Annotated in this window: 16 protein-coding genes; 14 read left to right on the plus strand and 2 right to left on the minus strand. The window is 70.8% G+C overall.

Annotated features, from left to right (window positions below):
* Positions 1-12: 12 nt before the first annotated feature.
* A complete protein-coding gene (locus GA0111570_RS12670; RefSeq protein ID WP_217634154.1) occupies positions 13-846 on the plus strand; it encodes a TrmH family RNA methyltransferase in 834 nt (277 codons plus the stop codon).
* A 99-nt stretch (positions 847-945) separates the two neighbouring features.
* Here GA0111570_RS12670 and GA0111570_RS12675 read toward each other — a convergent pair whose 3' ends face one another.
* Together GA0111570_RS12675 and GA0111570_RS12680 are read right to left on the minus strand one after the other, a co-directional pair.
* Positions 946-1,857: a hypothetical protein gene (locus GA0111570_RS12675; protein WP_092611802.1), complete on the minus strand. Its 912-nt coding sequence runs from the start codon at positions 1,855-1,857 to the stop codon at positions 946-948.
* A gap of 82 nt (positions 1,858-1,939) precedes the next feature.
* The gene (locus GA0111570_RS12680; protein ID WP_217634155.1) at positions 1,940-3,121 is read right to left on the minus strand and encodes a glycerate kinase; all 1,182 of its coding nucleotides are present in this window, start codon (positions 3,119-3,121) and stop codon (positions 1,940-1,942) included.
* 199 nt (positions 3,122-3,320) lie between these two features.
* Here GA0111570_RS12680 and GA0111570_RS12690 point away from each other — a divergent pair, with 199 nt between their 5' ends.
* From GA0111570_RS12690 to tyrS, 13 genes are all read left to right on the plus strand, one after another.
* Positions 3,321-3,941, plus strand: a complete 621-nt coding sequence (locus GA0111570_RS12690; RefSeq protein WP_092611805.1) for an alpha-ketoglutarate-dependent dioxygenase AlkB — start codon at positions 3,321-3,323, stop codon at positions 3,939-3,941.
* A 147-nt stretch (positions 3,942-4,088) separates the two neighbouring features.
* A complete protein-coding gene (gene pheS, locus GA0111570_RS12695) occupies positions 4,089-5,198 on the plus strand; it encodes a phenylalanine--tRNA ligase subunit alpha (protein ID WP_092611808.1) in 1,110 nt (369 codons plus the stop codon).
* Positions 5,195-7,696 (plus strand): phenylalanine--tRNA ligase subunit beta, encoded by a 2,502-nt coding sequence (gene pheT / locus GA0111570_RS12700; RefSeq protein ID WP_092611811.1) that lies wholly within the window; start codon positions 5,195-5,197, stop codon positions 7,694-7,696. The genes pheS and pheT overlap by 4 nt, the downstream gene beginning before the upstream one ends.
* Positions 7,693-8,010 carry a hypothetical protein gene (locus tag GA0111570_RS12705; protein ID WP_092611814.1) on the plus strand — a complete coding sequence of 106 codons (318 nt, stop codon included), beginning with the start codon at positions 7,693-7,695 and terminating at the stop codon, positions 8,008-8,010. Before pheT ends, GA0111570_RS12705 begins: the two co-directional genes overlap by 4 nt.
* Positions 8,011-8,120: 110 nt before the next feature.
* Positions 8,121-8,585, plus strand: a complete 465-nt coding sequence (locus tag GA0111570_RS12710) for an SRPBCC family protein (RefSeq protein WP_092611817.1) — start codon at positions 8,121-8,123, stop codon at positions 8,583-8,585.
* Positions 8,586-8,716: 131 nt separating this feature from the next.
* Positions 8,717-9,745, plus strand: coding sequence for an N-acetyl-gamma-glutamyl-phosphate reductase (gene argC / locus GA0111570_RS12715; RefSeq protein WP_092611888.1), 1,029 nt, complete (start codon positions 8,717-8,719; stop codon positions 9,743-9,745).
* Positions 9,742-10,893 carry a bifunctional glutamate N-acetyltransferase/amino-acid acetyltransferase ArgJ gene (gene argJ, locus GA0111570_RS12720; RefSeq protein ID WP_092611820.1) on the plus strand — a complete coding sequence of 384 codons (1,152 nt, stop codon included), beginning with the start codon at positions 9,742-9,744 and terminating at the stop codon, positions 10,891-10,893. The genes argC and argJ overlap by 4 nt, the downstream gene beginning before the upstream one ends.
* The gene (argB, locus tag GA0111570_RS12725) at positions 10,890-11,831 is read left to right on the plus strand and encodes an acetylglutamate kinase (RefSeq protein ID WP_092611823.1); all 942 of its coding nucleotides are present in this window, start codon (positions 10,890-10,892) and stop codon (positions 11,829-11,831) included. The genes argJ and argB overlap by 4 nt, the downstream gene beginning before the upstream one ends.
* On the plus strand, positions 11,824-13,008 hold the full coding sequence (locus tag GA0111570_RS12730) for an acetylornithine transaminase (protein ID WP_092611826.1): 1,185 nt from the start codon (positions 11,824-11,826) through the stop codon (positions 13,006-13,008). Before argB ends, GA0111570_RS12730 begins: the two co-directional genes overlap by 8 nt.
* A 1-nt stretch (position 13,009) precedes the next feature.
* A complete protein-coding gene (gene argF / locus GA0111570_RS12735) occupies positions 13,010-13,945 on the plus strand; it encodes an ornithine carbamoyltransferase (protein ID WP_092611829.1) in 936 nt (311 codons plus the stop codon).
* Between the two features lie 14 nt (positions 13,946-13,959).
* Positions 13,960-14,463, plus strand: a complete 504-nt coding sequence (locus GA0111570_RS12740) for an arginine repressor (RefSeq protein ID WP_092611832.1) — start codon at positions 13,960-13,962, stop codon at positions 14,461-14,463.
* Complete coding sequence (argH, locus tag GA0111570_RS12745; RefSeq protein ID WP_175557481.1) at positions 14,460-15,944, plus strand: argininosuccinate lyase; 1,485 nt, start codon at positions 14,460-14,462, stop codon at positions 15,942-15,944. Before GA0111570_RS12740 ends, argH begins: the two co-directional genes overlap by 4 nt.
* A gap of 10 nt (positions 15,945-15,954) precedes the next feature.
* A complete protein-coding gene (tyrS, locus tag GA0111570_RS12750) occupies positions 15,955-17,223 on the plus strand; it encodes a tyrosine--tRNA ligase (protein WP_092611894.1) in 1,269 nt (422 codons plus the stop codon).
* Positions 17,224-17,620: the final 397 nt, after the last annotated feature.

The raw sequence follows: 17,620 nt of genomic DNA on the forward strand, positions 1-17,620 counted from the left end.
GTTCCCGGACGCATGATGCACCAGGACCAGTACGGACCGGCCGGACTGCAGGAGCCCTCGGGCGCCCGCGTCCGGTCGGTCCGTCGTCTCACCGCCCGCAAGAACCGCGAGGAGGACGGCCAGTTCCTGGCCGAGGGTCCCCAGGCCGTCCGCGAGGCCCTCGCGTACGGCGACGTCGTCGCCCTCTGGGTCGAGGAGGATGCCGCCGAGCGCCATGCCGACCTGGTCGAGCTGGCCACCGAGCGTGCCGTCCCCGTCTACGGGATCGGTGCCCGGCTGCTGGCCCAGCTCAGCGACACGGTCACCCCGCAGGGGATCGTGGCGCAGGTGACCACCCCGACGTACGCCCTGGAGGACGTCGTCGCCGCGGCGCCCCGGCTGGTTCTGGTCTGCGCCCAGATCCGCGATCCGGGCAACCTGGGTGCCGTGCTGCGGTGTGCCGACGCCTTCGGTGCCGATGCTGTGGTCTGCACCAAGGGCTCGGTCGAGTGGACCAACCCCAAGGTCGTACGCGCCAGCGTCGGCTCGGTCTTCCATCTCCCGGTCGTCACCGGGCTCGGGCTCGACGAGGCCACGGCCCGTCTCCGCGAGGCGGGACTGCAGATACTGGCCGCCGATGGTGGCGGGGACGACCTGCAGGACTACGCCGCCCGAGGCCTGCTGGCCCATCCGACCGCCTGGGTGATGGGCAACGAGGCCTGGGGCCTGCCCGAGGAGGACTCCGCCATGGCTGACGCGGTGGTAGGGGTCCCGATCTGGGGCCGCGCCGAGAGCCTCAACCTGGCCACCGCTGCAGCGGTGTGCCTGTGGACCACGGCCTCCGCCCAGCGGACTCCGGGGGAGTGACTTCCGGCTCGTTGTGAACCAGCGGCCCCCGGGGTCACTGAAGAAACGACCGATGTACGGCCCGACGGCTCCCCCAGGGGGAGTCGTCGGGCCGTTCGGTCATCCGGAGTTGCCGCCGAGCCTTGGCAGGCTGGGCAGGTTGATACTCGGCAACGCGGTCGGGAACTGTGAGGGCAGCGTGGTCGGGAACCGCGACGGCAGGGTGGTCGGGACCTGGATACTCGGAAGCTCGATGCTGGGCAGCGTGGTCGGGATCTGGGTCGGCAGCGACGTCGGGATCCGGGTCGGCACCGGCAGGACCGGGGTCCGGGTCACCGTCGGCGTGCTGACCGTCCGGCTCGGGGTGGTCGTCGCGGTGGGGGCCGGAGCCGGCCCGGGGGTTCCTGCGCGGAGGGCGTTCCAGAGCGCGAAGGCCGCGAGCGCGACGATGATGGCCAGGGCCAGCAGGATCCAGCCGCGGGAGCGCTTGCGCCCCCGCCCGTCGTCGCGCTCGTCATGGTCCCAGTCGTCGTCGCCCCGGTCGTACGGCCCCGGCGGGGGAGGGATCGGGGGCTGGGCGGGAGGCTGGGGCTGCTCGTACCGGCGCGCGTAGTTCGGGTCGTACGAGTGCTCGCGAACCTCGCGGAGGCCGCCCTGCCCCGACTGGTCGGGCATGTCGTCGACACCCTCGTGGTAGGTGGGGATCCGCGTGGTCGGCGGCTCCCCGACCGAGCCGAAGACCTGGGTGGGCTCCTCCGCACCGGGACCGCCGGCCCGATCGTCGCGCGGCGCGGTGGGACCGAGGGGACGGGTGCTTTCGTCGGGACCGCCGGCCCGATCGTCGCGCGGCGCGGTGGGACCGAGGGGACGGGTGCTTTCGTCGGGGCCGAACGTGCGCGTGGCGTCCGGATCCGAGGGACCGAGGCGGCGGGTGCTGTCATCGGGGCCGATGCGGCGGGTCGGGTCCGGGTCGGTGCGATCAGGCTCGTCCGGTTCGCCGAAGGCCCGCATCGGGCGGTCGTCGTCACCCATGTCGCCTCCTGGTCCGGTGCACAGTGCGACGCTAGCGGGGGGTTGCCGGGCAATCAAGCAGCCGCCAGGGGCCTGCCTGCCCTCAGGCGCTGCTGCCGGAGGCGCGGCCGGCGAGGAAGATCCGCATCGCGGCCGTCGTGGCGCGGTGCAGGTTCCGGGGACCCTCGCGAAGGGCAACGGGCAGGTCGGCGGGCTCGGGAAGGATCGGGAGCAAGGCGGTGACGCCCCGGCCCAGCAGGACCTCCGAGCCGGGACCGAGGCGCCCCGCGAACACGATGCACGGAACCCCCGCGCCGGCACAGATCCCGGCCACCCCGGCCACCGTCTTGCCGGACAGGGTCTGCGCGTCGACCGAGCCCTCACCGGTCAGGACCAGGCTGGCCCCGGCCACGGCCGCCGGCAGGTCCACCGTCTCGGCGAGCAGCTCGACCCCGGGCCGGGTCAGGGCACCCAGGTAGCCCATCAATGCCCATCCGAGCCCACCGGCAGCCCCTGCGCCCGGAGCCGCTGCCAGCGACCGGACGGGCTCGGGGGACAGTCGGACGAAGCCGGAGAGGATGGCATCCAGTTCTCGGACGAGGACCTCGGATGCGCCCTTCTGTGGACCGAAGACCGCGCTGGCGCCCAGTTCTCCCAGGAGCGGATTCGTCACGTCGCACGCAGCCTGGACCTGCAGCCGGGCCAGGCGAGGGTCGAGACCGGACAGGTCGATCCGTGCCAGCCGTCGCAATCCCTCGGGGGTCGGCGGTAGCTCGCGGCCGTCGGCGTCGGTCAGTACCGCCCCGAGCGCCACCAGCATCCCGGCGCCCCCGTCATTGGTCGCCGAGCCGCCGAGGCCAATGATGAGGCGCCTCGCCCCGCCGTCGAGGGCGGCCCGGACGAGGTCACCCACGCCTCGCGAATCGGAGTGCATCACGTCGCGCCCGGTCGGCTCGACCATGGCCAGCCCCACGGCCGAGGCGACGTCGATGACGGCCAGGTCACCGGAACGCATCAGGGTCGCCTGCGCGGCGCGTCCCCGGGCATCCCTGACCGCCACCGGGACGCGCTCGGCGCCCAGGGCCGTCCCGATCGCCTCGGCGAACCCCTCGCCGCCGTCGGACATCGGGATGCGTACGCAGGTGGCACCAGGGTCCGCTGCCAGGACGCCGGCGGCCATGGCTTCGGTCGCCTGCGCCGCCGTCATCGACTCCTTGAAGGAGTCTGGGGCCAGGACGACCCGGACGGCGGGACCGACCGCCGGTCCCTTCGTCTCCATCCCCATCTGATCCCCTCGGTTGTCGGTTGTCGGTTGTCGGTTGTCGGTTGTCGGTTGTCGGTTGTCGGTTGTTTGTTGTCCGTTGGCGGTGGTCCCGTTGCCTACGAGCCGGCCGCCAGCGGAAGCCCGGGAGGCCGACATGCTCCGAGCGTACGGCACCCCCGCACCCTTGTCCTCGAACGTCTGATCGAATAATCTTGCCTGCATGTTGCAACCGTCCCTGCTCGACCTGTCCGAGGCGCCCGCGGTGGGCGACGTCCGCCGGGGTCGCGTACGGCATCCGCTGGCCGAGGGCGCCTGGATTGACCTCAGACGAGGGTGGCTGGGCGGGTCCGACGTCCTGTTCGATGCGTTGGCCACCACGGTCGACTGGCGCGCCGAGCGCCGGCAGATGTACGACGCGGTGGTCGACGTGCCCCGGCTCACCCGGTTCTACGGCGGTGGGGAGGAGTTGCCCCACCCGGTGCTCGAGGAGTGCCGGGTGGTGCTCAACGAGAGCTATGGCGGCGAACTGGGGGAGGACTTCGTCACCGTCGGGCTGTGCCTGTACCGCGGCGGCCGGGATTCGGTGGCCTGGCACGGGGACAGGGTCGGGCGCTCCCGCACACAGGACACCATGGTGGCGATCGTGTCCGTGGGGGAGCCTCGCCCGCTGATGCTGCGGCCGCGGGGCGGGGGCTCCTCGATCGCGGTCCCGCTCGGCCACGGCGACCTGATCGTGATGGGCGGCTCCTGCCAACGGACCTGGGACCACTGCATCCCGAAGACCGAACGCCCGGTGGGCCCGCGGATCTCGATCCAGTTCCGGCCACAGGGCGTCCTGTGACTCCACCCGGCCACGCGTCGGCCGTGGTCCGGCTGGCCTCTGGGCCGTGGTTCCATCCCACCGGTTAGCCCCGACAGGCGCCGACTCCTAGACTTGGGCCCGGGTGTCGACAGGGTGTCGGGGCCGTACGGAACGCGAGGGGAGCCCATGTCAGGGCCGAACACGAACTATGACCCGGTGGAGACCACGCCGCTGCAGGTGGAGGCACTCGAGCAGATGGTTGCCGAGGCCAAGGCTGCCTTTGCGCAGGCGGTGACCGTCGCGGACCTGAAGGCCGCCCGCATCGCCCACACCGGTGACCGTTCCCCCCTCGCCCTCGCCAACCGCGAGATCGGGGCGCTGCCGCCGCAGGCACGCAAGGAGGCCGGCCAGCGCATCGGCAAGGCCCGTGGCGAGGTCAACCAGGCCCTCAAGGTCCGCGACGAGGAGGTCCGCGCGGCCGAGCTGCAGCGCGTCCTGGTCGAGGAGCGGATCGACGTCTCCCTGCCGACCGAGATCCAGCCGCGTGGTGCCGTGCACCCGATCACCGGCCTGATGGACCGGATGGGTGAGGTCTTCGTGGCGATGGGCTGGGAGGTCGCCGAGGGACCCGAGGCGGAGGCCGAGTGGGTCAACTTCGACGCCCTCAACATCCATCCCGACCACCCCGCGCGCCAGATGCAGGACACGCTGTACCTGGAGCCGCTGGAGACGAACACCCTGCTGCGTACGCACACCTCCCCGGTACAGATGCGGACGATGCTCGACCGCGAGGTGCCGATCTACATCGTCTGTCCGGGCAAGGTGTACCGGGCCGACGAGCTCGACGCCACGCACGTACCCGTGTTCCACCAGATCGAGGGCCTGTGCGTCGACAAGGGCATCACCTTCGCGCACCTGCGCGGCACTCTGGAACACCTCGCGAAGGCGATGTTCGGTGAGGTCCGCACCCGGATGCGCCCGAACTACTTCCCGTTCACCGAGCCGAGCGCCGAGGTCGACCTGGAGTGCTTCGTCTGCCACGGTGAGTCGGTCGGCAACCCCGACCGCCCTTGCCGCACCTGCAACTCCGAGGGCTGGATCGAGTGGGGTGGCTGTGGCGTGGTCAACCCCCGCGTCCTCCGGGCCGCCGGCATCGACCCGGAGGTCTACTCCGGCTTCGCCTTCGGGATGGGCATCGAGCGCACGCTGATGTTCCGCAACGACGCCGCCGACATGCGCGACATGGTCGAGGGCGACATCCGTTTCAGCCGTTCTCTGATGGGAGGCGCCCGATGAAGGCCCCGATCTCCTGGCTGCGCGAGTACGTCGCGCTGCCCGACACCCTCGATGCGCACGAGCTCGCGACCAGGCTGATCGGCTACGGCCACGAGGTCGAGCGGGTCGAGAGCGCCGGCGCCGACGTCATGGGCCCGGTCGTGGTCGGCCGCGTCCTCGACCTCGAGAAGAACGAGCAGAAGAACGGCAAGCTGATCAACTGGTGCCACGTCGACGTCGGTGAGCTGAACGACCCGGAGACCGGCAACCGCGGCATCATCTGCGGCGCGCACAACTTCGTCGCCGGTGACTACGTCGTCGTCGCCCTGCCCGGTGCCGTCCTGCCCGGTGACTTCGCCATCGCCGCGCGCAAGACGTACGGCCACGTCTCCGACGGCATGATCTGCTCCACCTCCGAACTAGGCCTCGGCGACGACGGCACCCACGGCATCATCGTGCTCGGTGACACCGACGACGCCGGCCGGCTCCTGGTCCCGGGCCAGGACGCCGGGCCGTTGCTGCACCTGCGCGAGGACGTCCTCGACATCGCCGTCACCCCGGACATGGGGTACTGCCTGTCGATCCGCGGACTGGCGCGGGAAGCGGCCGAGGCCACAGGCTCGTCGTTCACCGACGTAATCGACCGCGACGTCCCCTCCCCGGTCTCCGACGGGTTCCCCGTCAGCGTGGAGGACCCGACCGGTTGTCCGGTGTTCGTCGCCCTGCGCCTGACCGGGCTGGACCCGCAGGCGCAGAGCCCGCGCTGGATGCGGCGCCGCCTGGCCCTGTCCGGGATGCGCCCGATCTCGCTCGGCGTTGACGTCACCAACTACGTCATGCTCGAGACCGGCCAGCCGCTGCACGCGTACGACGCCGCCACCCTGCAGGACGGGATCGTCGTCCGCCGTGCCCGGGCGGGGGAGAAACTCACCACCCTCGACGGGGTCGTCCGTACGCTGGACCCCCAGGACCTGCTGATCACCGACGGGTCGGGCCCGATCGGCCTGGCCGGCGTGATGGGTGGGGAGCACACCGAACTGCGGGAGACGACCACCGAGGTCATCCTGGAGTCGGCCAACTTCGACGCCCTGTCGATGTCACGGACCGCGCGCCGCCATGCCCTGGGTTCCGAGGCCGCCCGCCGCAACGAGCGCGGCGTCGACCCCAATGCCGCCTACGCCGCCGCCCACCGGGCAGCCGCCCTGCTGGTCGAGTACGGAGGGGCGACGCTGGACCCGGCCGAGACCGTGGTCGGGGCCGTTCCGGTCACCCCTGTGCAGACCATCGCGGTCGACCTGCCCTCGCGCATCCTCGGCACCACGATCTCGGTCGCCGACACTATCCGTCACCTGGAGGGTGGCGGAACCCTGGTGGAGCGCCACGGTGGCCAGCTGGCGCTGGTCCCGCCGACCTGGCGACCGGACCTGATGGACCCCTACGACTACGTCGAGGAGGTCGGTCGCAAGGTCGGGCTCGACTCGATCGAGGGAATCCTGCCGGCGGCCCCCGCCGGTGCCGGCTTCACCGCCTCCCAGCGGGCCCGGCGTGCCCTCAACCTGGCGTTGCCGACGGCAGGGTTCACCGAGGTGCTCAGCTTTCCGTTCATCGCGGTCGACGACCTCGACCGGATGGGGGTGCCCGCCGACGATGCCCGCCGTGACGTGGTGACCGTGGCGAACCCGCTCTCCGACGTCCAGCCGAAGCTGCGCACCACGCTGCTGCCCGGCCTGTTCGGGGCGGTCGCGCGCAACACCTCGCGCAGCCTGGATGACCTGGCCCTCTACGAGCAGGGCGCGATCTTCCGCGGCACCGAGCGTCCCGCGGCACCGCGGTTGCCCGTCGACCGGCGTCCCTCCGGTAAGGAGACCGCCGCCCTGACCAGCGCCCTGCCCGAGCAGCCGCGTCACCTGGCCTGCGTGCTCACCGGGTACTGGCGCCGTCCCGGCTGGCCCGGTGCCGGCGAGCCGGTCTCCTGGGTGCACGCGGCGCACTTCGCCGAGACCGCGGCGGAGACCGTGGGCCTGGTGCTGGAGCGCCGCGCCGCCGAGGTCGCCCCCTGGCACCCCGGCCGTTGCGCAGAGCTGTCGGTCGCCGGTACGGTCGTCGGCCACGCCGGTGAGCTGCACCCCACGGTCTGCGAGGCGTACGGCCTGCCGGCGCGCACCTGTGCCGCGGAGCTGGACCTCGACCTGCTGATTGCGCTCGCGCCCGAGGGCGGCCAGGTCGCCTCGATCTCCTCGCACCCGGTCGCCAAGGAGGATGTCGCCCTCGTCGTCGACGCCTCGGTGGCCTCGGCCGACGTCGAGGCGGCGCTCGTACGCGGCGCCGGTGACCTGCTGGAGTCGGTGCGCCTGTTCGACGTGTACGAGGGGGAGCAGATCCCGGCCGGCAAGAAGTCGCTGGCCTACGCGCTGCGCTTCCGTGCAGCCGACCGGACGCTCAAGGACAAGGAAGCCATCGCGGCCCGGGACGCCGCCGTGGCGGCTGCCGCCGAGCTGGGGGCCGAACTGCGCTCATGACCGTCGTCATCAGGATCGCCTGGGTCGTCTTCGGGCTCTACCAGCTGCTGATGGCGCTCGGCTCCTTCCCGTTCGGGCTGCTCGGCGCCCTGGCCTTCTGGGGCGCTGCAGCCGGCACGATCGCGTTCTTCGCGGCGCGCTCGGTCACCTCGGCGTACGTCGCGGGGGCGTTGAGCGCGCTGGGGCCGTTCCTGGTGAACACGAGCCATCCCCAGCTGTTCGGGCCGGTCTACCTGACCGTCAACCTGCTGGTGGCGATCCTGATGGCCTGGCTGGCCTTCGTCCACGAACGACGCCGGGTCGCCGGCTGGTAGGACGCCGGGTTGCCGGCTGGTGGTGAGTCGACCGCTCCGGCGAGGAGGGGCTTCTCCACCTGGCGAAGTACTCCGTGGCATCGTTGTCGCCCGGGTGGGACCATGGATCCATGGACGCCTCGGCAGCAGGGTTCACCCTCGAACAGGAACGGGTGGTCCAGGCCACACCGGAGCGGGTCTTCGCGCTGCTGACCGACCGGGCCGGGCTGTTCGCGTGGTGGGGGCCACGCGGTTTCTCCACGCCCGGGATCGACATCGATCTTCGGGTGGGCGGACGCTATCGCTTCACCATGCAGCCGCCGGAGGGCGACGCGTTCCACCTCTCCGGCGAGTACCTCGACCTTCGGCCCCCGCACACGCTCAGCTTCACCTTTCGCTGGGACGAGCCCGCTCCCGATGACCGTGAGACGATCGTTGTCATCTCGCTGGATCCGGTGGGTGGGGCAACGAAGGTGTCGCTGTCGCAAGGCCCCTTCGCCACCAGGGAACGCCTCGAACTGCATCGCAACGGTTGGACGGAAAGCTTCGACAAACTCGACGACGTGCTCCGATCCCCTGGACCTTCCGAGCGATAGGCGAGCCGGCATCGGCCACCGCTGCGGCCACCGCCAGCCATGAAGCGTCCTCGGCGACGGTGAAGGACGAGCATCGAGCAACGATGCACAGATGCGTGCATATTCATTCGCCCTGTGGCATAGTTATGCGCATGTCCATTCGTGTTGCTGTTGCCGGATGCACCGGGTACGCCGGCGGTGAGGTACTCCGCCTGTTGCTCGGCCATCCCGACGTCGAGATCGGAACCCTGACCGCGGGTTCCTCCGCCGGTTCGACGCTGGGCGAGCACCAGCGCCACCTCACGCCGCTCGCCGGCCGGCGTATCGAGGAGACGACGGTCGAGGCCCTGCGCGGCCATGACGTGGTCTTCCTGGCCCTGCCGCACGGGACGTCCGGTGCGATCGCCGCCCAGCTCGACCCGGGCACCGTGGTGGTCGACTGTGGGGCCGACTTCCGGCTCGAGGACCCCGCTGCCTGGGAACAGTTCTACGGCACCCCGCACGCCGGCACCTGGCCGTACGGCCTGCCGGAACTGCCCGGCCAGCGCGAGGTGCTGTCCGCGACCAAGCGGATCGCCGTCCCGGGCTGCTACCCGACCGGCGCCACGCTCGCGATCGCCCCGGCCCTGACCCATGGGCTGGTCGACGGCCACGACGTGGTCGTCGTGTCCGCCTCGGGCACCTCGGGTGCCGGCAAGTCCGCCAAGCCGCACCTGCTCGGCTCGGAGGTGATGGGCTCGGTGAGCGCCTACGGCGTCGGCGGGGTCCACCGGCACACCCCCGAGATCCTGCAGAACATGGCCCGCCTCGGCGCGACCCACCCCAGCCTCTCGTTCACCCCGCTGCTGGTGCCGATGCCCCGCGGCATCCTCTCGACGGTCACCGCCCCGATCTCGGGGACCAGCGCCGACGAGGCGTACGCCACCTACGTCGAGGCGTACGCCGACGAGCCCTTCGTCCACGTGCTGCCGCAGGGCACCTGGCCCGCGACCTCCGCCATCGTCGGCTCCAACGTCGTGCACGTCCAGGTCACCGTCGACGAGGCGGCTGGCCGGCTGGTCGCCTGCTCCGCGATCGACAACCTGACCAAGGGGACGGCCGGCGGGGCCATCCAGTCCATGAACCTCGCCTGTGGCCTGCCCGAGACCACCGGCCTTCCGCTGATCGGAGTTGCACCGTGAGCGTCACCGCAGCACAGGGATTCACCGCCACCGGCATCAAGGCCGGCATCAAGGCCTCCGGCAACAAGGACCTCGCCATGGTCCGCAACAACGGCCCGCGCTTCGACGCGGCCGCGGTGTTCACCTCCAACCGGATCTGCGCCGCCCCCGTCACCTGGTCCCGCCAGGTCCTCGCCGACGGCCGGGTCGACGCCGTCGTCCTCAACTCCGGCGGTGCGAACGCCTGCACCGGCCCCGAGGGCTTCGCCGACACCCACCACACCGCGGAGAAGGTCGGCGAGGCGCTCGACATCGCCCCGGGCGACGTGGTCGTCTGCTCCACCGGACTGATCGGCGTACGCCTGCCGATGGAGGCACTGCTCGCCGGCATCGACACCGCTGCAGCAGCGCTGTCCGCGGACGGCGGCACGGACGCGGCCGAGGCGATCATGACCACCGACACCCATCCCAAGCAGGTCACCCGTACCGTCGAGGGCTGGACCATCGGCGGGATGGCCAAGGGCGCCGGCATGCTGGCCCCGGGCCTGGCGACGATGCTGGTGGTCATCACCACCGATGCCGTCGTCCCGGCCGGGCAGCTGCAGCCCGCGCTGCGCGAGTCCACCCGGCTGACCTTCGACCGGCTCGACTCCGACGGCTGCATGTCCACCAACGACACCGTGCTCGCGATGGCCTCCGGCGCCTCCGGCATCACCCCGGACGCCGACGCGTTCCAGCGGGCCCTGACCGAGGTCTGCCACGAGCTCGGCCAGCTGCTGCTGGGCGATGCCGAGGGCGCCAGCCACGACATCGCGGTCCGGGTCGTCAACGCCGCCTCCGAGGCGGACGCACTCGAGGTGGGCCGCTCGATCACCGCCTCCAACCTGTTCAAGTGCGCGATCTTCGGCAACGATCCGAACTGGGGCCGCGTGCTGTCCGCGCTCGGCACCACCGGCGCGGCGTACGAGCCGGACGGCGTCGACGTCTCCTTCAACGGCGTGATGGTCTGCCGCGGCGGTGCGATCGGCGAACCGCGCGAGTTGGTCGACCTGCACCCGCGCCAGGTCGACGTCCTGGTCGACCTGCACGCCGGCAGTGTCGAGGCCACCGTGTGGACCAACGACCTGACGTACGACTACGTCAAGGAGAACGCGGAGTACTCCTCATGACCGAGGCACTCGAGGCGCTGACACTCAGCGACAAGGCATCGATCCTGATCGAGGCGCTGCCGTGGATCGACCGCTACACCGGCCGCACCATCGTGATCAAGTACGGCGGCAACGCGATGATCAACGAGGACCTGCAGCGGGCCTTCGCCGAGGACATCGTCTTCCTGCGCCGCTGCGGGGTGCACCCGGTGATCGTGCACGGCGGTGGCCCGCAGATCTCCGCGATGCTCAAGCGCCTCGACATCCCCTCGGAGTTCCGCGGCGGGTTCCGGGTGACCACCCCGGAGACCATGGAGGTCGTCCGGATGGTGCTGATGGGCCAGGTCGGGCGCGAGCTGGTCGGGCTGGTCAACCAGCACGGACCGCTGGCCGTCGGCTCCTCCGGTGAGGACGCCGGACTGTTCCGCGCCGAGCGGCGGACGGCGACCGTCGACGGTGAGGAGGTCGAGCTGGGGCTGGTGGGGGACGTGGTGAACGTCCGTCCGCAGGCGATCCAGGACCTGATCCAGGCAGGTCGCATCCCCGTGGTCGCGACCGTCGCCCCCGACGAGACCGGCCAGGTGCTGAACGTGAACGCCGACACCGCGGCCTCGGCACTGGCCGTCGCCCTGGGCGCCGACAAGCTGGTCGTGCTCACCGATGTCGAGGGGCTCTACCGCGACTGGCCCGCCAGCGAGGACATCATCACCGAGATCTCCGCCAGCGAGCTCGAGGAGCTGCTGCCGCAGCTGGCCTCAGGCATGGTGCCGAAGATGGAGGCCTGCCTGCGGGCCGTCCGCGGTGGTCTCGATCGCGCCACCGTGATCGACGGCAGGGTCTCGCACGCCCTGCTGCTGGAGATCTTCACCGATGCCGGCATCGGCACCATGGTCGTGGCCGACCGGGAGCCACGCGCCGAGCGGGAGTCCCGGACCGACAAGGAGCACGTGAATGACTGACACCGCCGCCTGGCTGCAGCGTTACGACGCCGCCTACATGCCGAACTTCGGCCCGCCCAAGCGCGTCCTGGTCCGCGGCCAGGGCTGCCGGGTCTGGGACGCCGACGGACGCGAGTACCTGGACCTGCTGGCCGGCATCGCGGTCAACTCGCTGGGCCACGCGCACCCGGCAATGGTGGCCGCGATCAGCGAGCAGATCGCCACCCTCGGGCACATCTCGAACCTCTACACCTCCCCGTGGCAGGTCGAGCTCTCGGAGCGACTGGATGCGCTGGTCACCACCAACGCTCCGGGCACCGAGGCGCGGGTCTTCCTGTGCAACTCGGGCTCGGAGGCCAACGACACCGGCTTCAAGCTCACCCGGCGCACCGGTCGGACCAAGATCGTCGCCATGGAGGGCTCCTTCCACGGTCGTACCGTCGGCGCCGTCAGCCTGACGGCCAAGGCCGCCTACCGCGAGCCGTTCGAGCCGCTGCCGGCCGGGGTCGTCTTCGTGCCGTACGGCGACGTCGCGGCCCTCGAGGCGGCCGTGGACGACGACACGGCCGCCGTGGTGCTGGAACCGATCCAGGGCGAGAGTGGCGTCATCGTCGGCTCGGACGACTACCTGCGCGCGGCCCGGCGGATCACCACCGAGCACGGCGCGCTGCTGTGGGTCGACGAGGTCCAGACGGGCATCGCCCGGACCGGGGAGTGGCTGGCCTACCTGCCATCCGGCATCACCCCCGACGTCGTCACGCTGGCCAAGGGGCTGGGCGCCGGCATCCCGATCGGTGCCTGCATCGCCACCGGCCCGGCCGCGGTCCTGCTCGGCCCGGGCTCGCACGGCTCCACCTTCGGCGGCAACCCGCTGGCGTCCCGGGCCGGACTGACCGTGCTCGACGTCATCGAGGCCGACGGGCTGCTCGCCCATGTCCGGGAGGTCGGCGACCACCTGGCCGATGCCGTGATGGCGCTGGGCCATCCGGAGATCGTCGAGGTGACCGGACGGGGGCTGCTGCGCGGCATCGTGCTCGCCCACGACATCGCCGCGGCAGCGAACGACCGGGCCATGGAGGCCGGCTTCCTGATCAATGCGCCGCGCCCCGACCGGCTACGCATCGCGCCCCCGCTCATCATCACCACTGCCGAGATCGACACCTTCGTCTCCGCTCTCCCGTCCCTCCTGGAAGGCTGACATGACGCTTCGACATTTCCTCGCCGACGACGACCTCACCCCCGAGGAGCAGTCCAAGATCCTCGACCTGGCGGTGGCGCTGAAGGCCGACCCGACCGCACGTCGCCCCTTCGACGGCCGCACCGTCGCGGTGATCTTCGACAAGTCCTCGACCCGGACCCGGATCTCCTTCGAGGTCGGCGTCACTGAGCTCGGCGGACACCCGATGATCATCGACGGCAGCAGCTCGCAGATGGGCCGCGGGGAGTCGATCTCCGACACCGCCCACGTGCTGGGCCGCAACGTCGCCGCCGTGGTCTGGCGCACGATGGGCCAGGAGCGCGTCGAGGAGATGGCGGCCAATGCCGGGGTCCCGGTGGTCAACGCGCTGACCGACGAGTACCACCCGTGCCAGATCCTGGCCGACTTGCAGACGATCCGCGAGCACAAGGGCGCCACGCAGGGCCTCACCTTCACGTACGTCGGCGACGCGGCGAACAACATGGGCAACTCGTACGCGCTGGGCATGGTCCTGGCGGGCATGCACGTGCGCCTGGCCGGCCCGGAGGGCTACCTGCCCGACCCGGAGATCGTGGCCCGCGCCGAGCGGCTCGCCGCCTCCACCGGTGGCAGCATCGACGTCACCACCGATGTCCGGGCCGCGACCGAGGGCAGCGATGTCGTCGTCACCGACACCTGGGTGTCGATGGGCATGGCGTACGAGGGCCGGGAGACCGTCTTCATGCCGTACCAGGTCAACCACGAGCTGATGTCTCTGGCCGACCCCGAGGCGATCGTCCTGCACTGCCTGCCCGCCTACCGCGGGAAGGAGATCACGGCCGAGGTCCTGGACGGTCCGCAGTCGAGGATCTGGGACGAGGCCGAGAACCGACGCCACGCCCAGAAGGCCGTGCTCACCTTCCTCGCCGACGCCGCCGACATCTCCTCCGACCGCTAGGCAGTCCGGCCCCGATGAGCGAGTCGTCCCGGGCACCGTTGACGAAGATCGCCCGCCACTCCAAGATCCGGCAGATCCTCTCCGAGTGTGCGGTCCCCTCCCAGACCGCCCTCGGCGAGCTGCTCAGGGCCGAGGGGATGGTGGTCAACCAGTCGACCCTGTCCCGGGACCTCGTCGAGCTCGGTGCGGTCCGGGTGCGCGAGGACGACCGGACCGTCTATCGGGTGCCCAACGAGGGCGCTGCCTCCGGGCTGCGCTCCCGACCCGCCGAGTACGACGACCAGCTGGCCCGGACGTGCCAGGACCTGCTGGTGTCGGCGGAGGACTCCGCCAACCTCGTGGTCCTGCGCACGCCACCGGGCGCCGCGCAGTACCTTGCTGCCGTACTGGACCGCGCCGCCTGGTCGGACATCCTCGGCACCATCGCCGGCGACGACACGGTCGTCGTCATCACCCGTGATCCCCTGGGCGGCCAGGACGTCGCCGCCCGCCTGCTCTCCCTGGGAGGAACCCCATGACCCCGTCCCCCGACGGACCCACCAGCACCGGCCCCGTGACCAACGGCGCCCCGACCGACCAAGGCCCGGCGCACGCCGGCGAGGGCATGCTGTGGGGTGGCCGCTTCAGTGGTGGCCCGGCCGACGCGATGTTCGCGCTGAGCAAGTCGACCCAGTTCGACTGGCGTCTGGCCCACTACGACATTGCCGGCTCCCGCGCGCATGCCAACGCGTTGCAGCGTGCCGGCCTGCTGACCGGACAGGAGCACTCCGACATGCTGGCCGGTCTGGACGAGCTCGACCGCCGGGTACGGACCGGCGAGTTCGGTCCGGCGCCGACCGACGAGGACGTCCACGGCGCCCTCGAACGCGGACTGATGGACGTGGTGGGCGCCGAGCTGGGCGGCCGGCTGCGGGCCGGGCGTTCGCGCAACGACCAGATCGCCACCCTCGTGCGGGCCTACCTGCGCGACGAGATCCGCGTCGTCGCCGAGGAACTGCTCGGCGTCATCGACGCCCTGCGCTCCCAGGCCGACAAGCACCTCGGCGTGCCGATGCCCGGACGTACGCACATGCAGCACGCCCAACCGATCCTGCTCTCCCACGAGCTGCTCGCGCACGCCTGGCCCCTGGTCCGCGACATCGACCGGCTCAGGGACCTGGACAAGCGGCTGGCGGTCAGCCCGTACGGATCCTCGGCCCTGGCCGGTACCTCGCTGGGCCTGGACCCGGAGGCGGTCGCGGCCGACCTCGGCTTCTCCTCCTCGGTGTCCAACTCCATCGACGGCACCGCAGCCCGCGACCAGGTCGCCGAGGCCGCGTACGTCCTGGCCCAGATCGGTGTGGACCTGTCCCGCCTCAGCGAGGACGTCATCACCTGGTGCACGGTCGAGTTCGGCTTCGCCACGCTCGCCGACGCCTGGTCGACCGGGTCGAGCATCATGCCGCAGAAGAAGAACCCGGACGTCGCCGAGCTGGCCCGGGGCAAGTCCGGCCGGCTGATCGGCAACCTCGCCGGCCTGCTGGCCACCCTCAAGGGCCTTCCGCTCGCCTACGACCGGGACCTGCAGGAGGACAAGGAACCGATCTTCGACTCGCTGGACCAGCTCCGCGTCCTGCTGCCCGCGATGGCCGGCATGGTGGGCACGCTCACCTTCCACCCGGATCGTACGTCCGAGCTCGCACCGCGCGGCTTCTCCCTCGCCACCGACGTCGCCGACTGGCTGGTCCGCCAGCGCGTCCCCTTCGCCCAGGCCCACGAGATCGCCGGTGCCGCCGTCCGCTACTGCGAGGGCAAGGGCATCGACCTGCCCGACCTGACCCCGGCGGACCTGCCACATATCGCGCCTGAGCTGGGGGAGGGAGTGCTGCAGGTGCTCACCGTCGAGGGTGCCATCGCGTCCCGCTCGGCGCGCGGCGGGACGGCCGCCGTCGCCGTCCGTGCCCAGCTCGAGGAACTGTCGGGCGAGATGGACTCGGCCAGGACCTTCCTGTCTCGGTAGGGTGACCTGCGTGAGCGACCTGTTCGATGAACTGAAGCTGAGGGGCCTCGTTGCCCAGACCACCGACGAGGCGGCGCTGCGCGCGCACCTGGAGGCGGGGCCCGTCAACTTCTATGTGGGCTTCGATCCGACCGCCCCGTCGATCCACCACGGCCACCTGGTCCAGATCATCCTCGCCAAGCGGCTCCAAGACGCCGGACACAATCCGATCCTGCTGGTCGGGGGCGCCACCGGACTCATCGGTGACCCCCGCCAGAGTGGCGAGCGGGTGATGAACGAGGCCGACACCGTCGCCGAGTGGACCGAGAAGATCCGCAGCCAGGTCAGCAGGTTCCTGGACTTCGAGGGTCCACACGCCGCCCGGGTCGTCAACAACTACGACTGGGCCTCGCAGACCAGCGTCATCGACTTCCTGCGCGATGTCGGCAAGCACTTCCCGGTCAACCGGATGCTGGCCCGGGAGGTGGTGAAGTCGCGGCTGGAATCGGGGATCTCCTTCACCGAGTTCTCCTACGTCCTGCTGCAGTCCTCGGACTTCCGTCACCTCTTCCGCGAGTACGGGGTGACCCTGCAGACAGGTGGCAACGACCAGTGGGGCAATCTCTCCGCCGGCGTCGAGCTGATCCGTCGCTCCGACGGCGGTCGGGCACACGCGATGTCGACCCCGCTGATCACGAAGGCGGACGGCAGCAAGTTCGGCAAGTCCGAGGGCGGGGCGATCTGGCTCGACCCGGAGATGCTGAGCCCCTACTCCTTGCACCAGTTCTTCCTGAACGCGGAGGACGAGAAGGTCATCGAGTACCTGAGGGTGTTCACCTTCCGCAGTGATGAGCAGATCGCCGAGCTCGAGCACAGCCTGAGGTCCGAACCGTGGCGTCGCGCGGCCCAGCACGCCCTCGCCGACGACGTCACGACCTTCGTCCATGGCCAGGAGGAGACCCGGAAGGCGATCGCCGCGGCCGAGGCTGTCTTCGGCCGGTCGGACCTGGCGGAGCTGGATGCCCGTACGCTCCGCTCGGTGCTGTCGGACATCTCGTTGACCGAGGTCACCGCGGGGGAGGAGCTCCCCCTCGTGGTGGACATCCTCGAGGCCTCCGGGGTGGTGGCCTCGAAGTCGGCCGGCCGGCGCGCTGTGAACGAGGGCGGGGCCTACCTGAACAACACCAAGGTCACCGACCCCGATGCCCGGCTGACCGACGAGGACCTGCTCCATGGGTCGTACGTCGTGGCGCGGCGCGGCAAGAAGACCATCGGAGGGGTCGAGGTCCGCAGGGGCTGAGCACCGCTCGGGACCGCCGGGAGCATGTGACAAGGGTCACATGCTCCCGGTTTGACGTTTCCCGGACCGACGCGTAATGTTCATCTGGCTCTGAGGGTTAGGGCCTCCGTGAGGGGGTGCTCTTCCAGGGCTATCCCAACACTTCCATCAGCTCGAGTGGTGGTTCGCGTCCCCTGGTGGAGGCGGATCGTCGGTCGTGACGATGGGGCGACGGGATGGGGAGCGGCTCGCACGAAGTTTTGACTTCAAGCGGCGGTTTCTCTAGGGTAGTCGAGTTGCCTTGTTCCGGGGAATGCTTTTCGGAGTGTTCGTGGGAATGGGTAGCGGGTGTTCTGGAATTGGTTTGCGGGAATGCTTTCGGGTGTTTCCGGGAATGAGTTCCGGGGTGCTGGCGGGG

This window comes from Raineyella antarctica, from assembly GCF_900092135.1.
GTDB lineage: Bacteria > Actinomycetota > Actinomycetes > Propionibacteriales > Propionibacteriaceae > Raineyella > Raineyella antarctica.

What these genes read in the sequence shown, in the direction of transcription:
- GA0111570_RS12730 (WP_092611826.1), top strand. Translation starts at nt 11,824, where the DNA reads ATGACTGACACCGCCGCCTGGCTGCAGCGTTACGACGCCGCCTACATG.
- GA0111570_RS12690 (WP_092611805.1), top strand. Translation starts at nt 3,321, where the DNA reads ATGTTGCAACCGTCCCTGCTCGACCTGTCCGAGGCGCCCGCGGTGGGC.
- pheS (WP_092611808.1), top strand. Translation starts at nt 4,089, where the DNA reads ATGTCAGGGCCGAACACGAACTATGACCCGGTGGAGACCACGCCGCTG.
- GA0111570_RS12670 (WP_217634154.1), top strand. Translation starts at nt 13, where the DNA reads ATGATGCACCAGGACCAGTACGGACCGGCCGGACTGCAGGAGCCCTCG.
- GA0111570_RS12675 (WP_092611802.1), bottom strand. Translation starts at nt 1,857, where the DNA reads ATGGGTGACGACGACCGCCCGATGCGGGCCTTCGGCGAACCGGACGAG.
- argB (WP_092611823.1), top strand. Translation starts at nt 10,890, where the DNA reads ATGACCGAGGCACTCGAGGCGCTGACACTCAGCGACAAGGCATCGATC.
- GA0111570_RS12705 (WP_092611814.1), top strand. Translation starts at nt 7,693, where the DNA reads ATGACCGTCGTCATCAGGATCGCCTGGGTCGTCTTCGGGCTCTACCAG.
- GA0111570_RS12710 (WP_092611817.1), top strand. Translation starts at nt 8,121, where the DNA reads ATGGACGCCTCGGCAGCAGGGTTCACCCTCGAACAGGAACGGGTGGTC.
- GA0111570_RS12680 (WP_217634155.1), bottom strand. Translation starts at nt 3,121, where the DNA reads ATGGGGATGGAGACGAAGGGACCGGCGGTCGGTCCCGCCGTCCGGGTC.
- argH (WP_175557481.1), top strand. Translation starts at nt 14,460, where the DNA reads ATGACCCCGTCCCCCGACGGACCCACCAGCACCGGCCCCGTGACCAAC.
- argC (WP_092611888.1), top strand. Translation starts at nt 8,717, where the DNA reads ATGTCCATTCGTGTTGCTGTTGCCGGATGCACCGGGTACGCCGGCGGT.
- pheT (WP_092611811.1), top strand. Translation starts at nt 5,195, where the DNA reads ATGAAGGCCCCGATCTCCTGGCTGCGCGAGTACGTCGCGCTGCCCGAC.
- GA0111570_RS12740 (WP_092611832.1), top strand. Translation starts at nt 13,960, where the DNA reads ATGAGCGAGTCGTCCCGGGCACCGTTGACGAAGATCGCCCGCCACTCC.
- argF (WP_092611829.1), top strand. Translation starts at nt 13,010, where the DNA reads ATGACGCTTCGACATTTCCTCGCCGACGACGACCTCACCCCCGAGGAG.